Genomic DNA, 4507 nt, shown 5'->3' with positions numbered 1-4507 from the left:
AATCTGCAATGCATCAAAAAAGCCTTAAAGTCAGCTGTCACAGAGGGTAGTAAATAGTGTTAATCCATCTTATACTCCTCACAAGTGTTCTCTTGATTTGGCTCAATAATATGAGTGTCGGTTTCATTTTAAGATCATGTCAGCTTAAAAACATGAAACAGCGAATATGAAAGAAACAGACAATCATTTATGCGAAGACGGCGATAAGCTAATTTGCGTACTGACGAACATCATTCAGCATATAGTTAGAATACTAGCTGTATTGATGACAATCGTAATCGTTTTTTGCGTCATCGATGTGGGTGTCGTTATGTATAAAAAACTTATACATTCAAATTATTTTCTTCTTGAGCTAAGTGATATTTTTGTCATTTTTGCATCCTTTCTTGCTGTACTAATCGCGATTGAAATATTTATCAATATCACGCTATACCTTCGCGATGATGTGATCCATATAAAACTAGTTGTCGCCACGGCACTAATGGCTATTGCTAGAAAGGTCATCGTTTTGGATTTTACTTCCATCGAGCACGAATACCTCTTAGGAATAGCAGCAATCGTCATATCGTTAGGATTTACCTATTTTTTAGTTTCATTAAAGGCCAGAACTTAATTTCAAAAAACCTGAGGATTCAATTATGTTTTACAAGCAAAATGTTTTACTTCTTATTACAGACAAGATAGCTAGCGAAGACCTTATAAAGGAAGCGCTTAGTCATACTCAAAAACTGGGTGGTCAATTATATTGTCGAGTATTGGTGCCGAAGTTCCCTAAAGAGCTCAAACATCATCAAACTTCCTACCTTGAATATTTAACAAATTCAGTCGAAATGAAAATTAAGTCTGTGATAAATAAAGAGGCAAATACCAAATTAGATGTGCCTTTTGATATTGATATTTTGGATGCCAAAAATGCAAGCGCTGAAGCCATTAATTTTGCGTCTCAACACAATGTTAGCTTTTTGATAAAGGCGCCTGAAACTCATGATTTAGGAAAAGGGTTTTGCGCCTTAGACATGAGTCTACTACGAGAAAGTCCTACGCCTGTGTGGTTATTTCAAAATACTAATGCTGTGAGTCAAACACCCAAATTAGCAGTAGCCATAGACCCTTCTGATTCAGATACCACTGCCCGTAAACTGAGCTTAAAATTACTTGAAGTTTCAGCTGCATTGGCAAAATTCACAAAAAGTGAGTTACAAGTAATATCCTGTTGGGAAAATTTCTTAGATTCTGCGATGCTAAGTTCCTCATGGTTGAATCTATCAACTAGCAATATTCAAGAAGAAATAGACAAGTCAAAGCAGCAACATAAACTCCAACTAGAGGCATTGGTAGAAGAAGCTCAACTTCCAAGTGATCTTGCTGTAAACATCCATATTCGTCATGGCCTAGCCGTTCAACAAATCCCTCTTTTTGTTCAAGAAGAGAATATAGAAACCTTAGTAATGGGTACGTTGGCAAGAAGTGGTATAGCAGGGTTGATTATGGGAAATACAGCAGAGACTATCGTGCAAAACCTCAACTGTTCACTCATTGCACTCAAACCTGATGAGTTTGTTTCACCGCATAATTAGCCGCGGTTAGTGTAATACCGTCGAAAAGTGCACGGGTAAAATTTTAACGTGCACTTCTTTTTTATTTTTTTCATATTTATCTATGGAAATACACGAACTAAAACACCGCCTTATGAACATCACCCTCAATGGCTGCCGCATCACTAATTATTATCTTTTGCTCACTGACGTCATAACTTGCAAACCCGTTCAATTGAATCTTATGGCTATCTAATTCATTCTGAACTGTTAAAGGTTGAACGTTAAGGTATTCTAGACTGTTATCGGTTGTCACGTAATACAGAATGCCATCATCAATTTTTACATGGTAAGACTTTTCAGGCAGGGAAATATTGGTGCTTTCTATAAGAGGTATTGCTTGTTTGTCGTCTAGTGCCTTTGTGGCACGAGCACCTTTTTTTGGACTTAGCTTGAACAGTATATTGCTTTTTTGTTCCACCAAATAAGTGTTATTCGCTTTTGCGCTTTCGGTCAATCCATATGCCCATTTCCCTTCTGGCAATTCAAGTTTTTGACCTGACCAGTCAACTGCTACTAGTTGAGGTTTACCATTGATTACTTCAGTAATTGCAGCACCTCGATTAGCAAACCAATCGAGCGCTATAATTGGGTGGTCGCTCGAATAAATTATGTATTCGGGGCTTAAAGTCTTTAATAAAGAGTCGCCAAGCAGTGCTTTTATCGGCAATCGATACACGTTTTTATCAGCGTTGATCAATACATAGGAATCATCCGATGATATTGACGCATAACGAATCGAATATAACTGCTCAAAATCCGTAACTTTTCTCGTTTGTGAGGACTGATAATCAGATAGATATAGCTGCATGAGACCATCGCGATCTGACGTAATTAAATACTGCTCAGTGTCGTGAAATAATATCGGTAAAGTATCATTAACGGTTGAATTACTGATCTCGCGTTGGTTTGAAGGTATTTCGAGCCAACGAATATCAAGATTTTTTTGTTCGGTGCTAAACACAATATTTTGTCCGTCAGGTACACGTGACATTTGAGAAGAAATTGGCTGCGCGATATTCACCATTACAATAGCATTTTCTCCGTTCAATTCACTTTGGATAATTTGTTGAGCAGGTGCTGGCGCATGGTAATAAACGTGTTGTGAATCGTGATGCCAAATCGCTTCGACAACAGGCCGATCTAACTTAATGCCTTGAGTCATTTTGTTGGTGAGTAAATCTAAAGCTATTAGCTGAGTTTTGTGGTCGTTATCAGTGCTCATGATCAATAACTTTTCACCATTAGGCGAGATATCAATATTGTGGTGCCCCCAACCCCTTGGCTCATCTTGCGAAACTAGACGGTGCTTTTTAGTCAGTAAATCGAAGGCGTAGATTTGATTTGGCCAAAAGTCTTGCGGTTGCGCAGTGTAGTAAATTAGCTTCTGAGCTGGGTGAAAGGCTGCATCTCTTATTTTCTTTTCGCCGCAGTCAAATAAGTGTTTTATCTCTGGCTCGATTGTTTGTTTTAAACTTGAAAACGAAAGATCAACTTGATGCACGCAGCGGTTAAACAAGTTATAGATCGCGGTTATTCTGTTGCAGATGTTGCCAAGCGACTTGATGTCACTACTCATAGTCTTTATGCCTGGGTGAAGAGATATGGGCCTGATTCAAAAGAGCATAATGATTTAGCGGATGCACAGGCCGAGATTAAGCGATTAAAAAAGGAATTAAAACGCGCCGAAGATGAACGGGATATTTTAAAAAAAGCCGCGGCGTACTTCGCAAAACAGTCCGATTGAGGTACGCCTTCATCAAGGACAACAGTGATTGTTGGCCTGTTCGTTGGCTTTGCAGAATGCTCGATGTTCATCCCAGTGGTTATTACGCTTGGCATAACACGCCTAACTCGAAGCGTCATAAAGCCAATCAACGCCTAACAGGATTGATTAAACAGTTCTGGTTGGAGTCAGGTGGCGTATATGGCTACCGCAAGATCCATTCAGATCTGCGTGATGTGGGTGAAGTATGCGGTATCAACCGAGTGTATAGGTTAATGCGTTCAGAAGGTCTCAAGGCACAGGTGGGCTATCGTAAACCACGCCACTGTGGCGGTGAGCGCCATATTGTTGTTCCAAACCGATTACAGCGTCAGTTCAATCCTATGGCACCAGATGAAGCCTGGGTGACGGATATTACGCATATCCGAACACACGAGGGCTGGTTGTATCTGGCTGTAGTAGTAGATTTGTTCTCGCGCAAAGTCATTGGTTGGTCAATGCAGTCTCGCATCACCAAGGATATTGTTCTCAATGCACTGCTGATGGCTGTGTGGCGGCGTAATCCGAAGCAACAAGTGATGGTGCATTCTGACCAAGGCAGTCAATACACCAGTCACGATTGGCAGGCTTTCCTTAAAGCCAATGGGTTGGAAGGCAGTATGAGCAGACGAGGAAACTGCCATGATAATGCTGTAGCTGAAAGCTTCTTCCAGCTACTGAAACGTGAACGTATCAAACGGAAAACCTATACCTCTAGGGATGATGCCAGAAGCGATATCTTTGATTACATCGAGATGTTTTATAACAGTAAACGAAAACATGGTTCCAATAATCTATTGTCACCAGTAGAGTATGAGAACCGTTACCAAGAACGGCTGAGAAGTGTCTAAGTTATTGGTGGCGATTCACTCATCAATAGCCCTTCACTTCGAGACGTTTCCAAAGAGCGATTTTTATGACGACTTTCCGGGAATTACCGAGGCTCAAAAAGAGCGCATCCTTCAGAGAAAAGCGCTCATGGCTCAAGAAGCAAAAGCTTTCAAAGAGAGTAACTGTCAAAGCTATTAGATTAGTATAGCGCCAAATTAAACGAGTATAGATATTAAAAACAGCCTAGCAGGATTTTCAGATTTTCAATCCGTTGCAGTAGTGGCAATATTTGTTTTTGCTGTAAGATAATCCACCT

The 4507-nt window shown here is 40.1% G+C and carries 4 protein-coding genes; 3 read left to right on the top strand and 1 reads right to left on the bottom strand.

Annotated features, from left to right (window positions below):
* Positions 1–166: 166 nt before the first annotated feature.
* Positions 167–613: a phosphate-starvation-inducible PsiE family protein gene (locus tag ACFOHL_RS14435; RefSeq protein ID WP_376920949.1), complete on the top strand. Its 447-nt coding sequence runs from the start codon at positions 167–169 to the stop codon at positions 611–613.
* A gap of 25 nt (positions 614–638) precedes the next feature.
* Complete coding sequence (locus ACFOHL_RS14430) at positions 639–1577, top strand: universal stress protein (protein ID WP_376920948.1); 939 nt, start codon at positions 639–641, stop codon at positions 1575–1577.
* Between the two features lie 97 nt (positions 1578–1674).
* On the opposite strand, the gene ACFOHL_RS14425 is transcribed toward ACFOHL_RS14430, so the two are convergent.
* Positions 1675–3099 (bottom strand): hypothetical protein, encoded by a 1425-nt coding sequence (locus ACFOHL_RS14425; protein ID WP_376920947.1) that lies wholly within the window; start codon positions 3097–3099, stop codon positions 1675–1677.
* Between ACFOHL_RS14425 and ACFOHL_RS14420 the strand changes: the two genes are divergently transcribed.
* A protein-coding gene (locus ACFOHL_RS14420) for an IS3 family transposase (RefSeq protein ID WP_376920946.1) occupies positions 3094–4211 on the top strand; the annotation gives its coding sequence in 2 pieces (ribosomal slippage) (positions 3094–3310 and positions 3310–4211; 1119 coding nt in all). The genes ACFOHL_RS14425 and ACFOHL_RS14420 overlap by 6 nt on opposite strands.
* The last annotated feature ends 296 nt before the right edge of the window (positions 4212–4507 follow it).

The sequence above is a fragment of the Agaribacter flavus genome (assembly GCF_042646125.1).
Classification (GTDB): domain Bacteria; phylum Pseudomonadota; class Gammaproteobacteria; order Enterobacterales; family Alteromonadaceae; genus Glaciecola; species Glaciecola flavus.
This window is presented reverse-complemented; position numbering and strand designations above follow the sequence as displayed.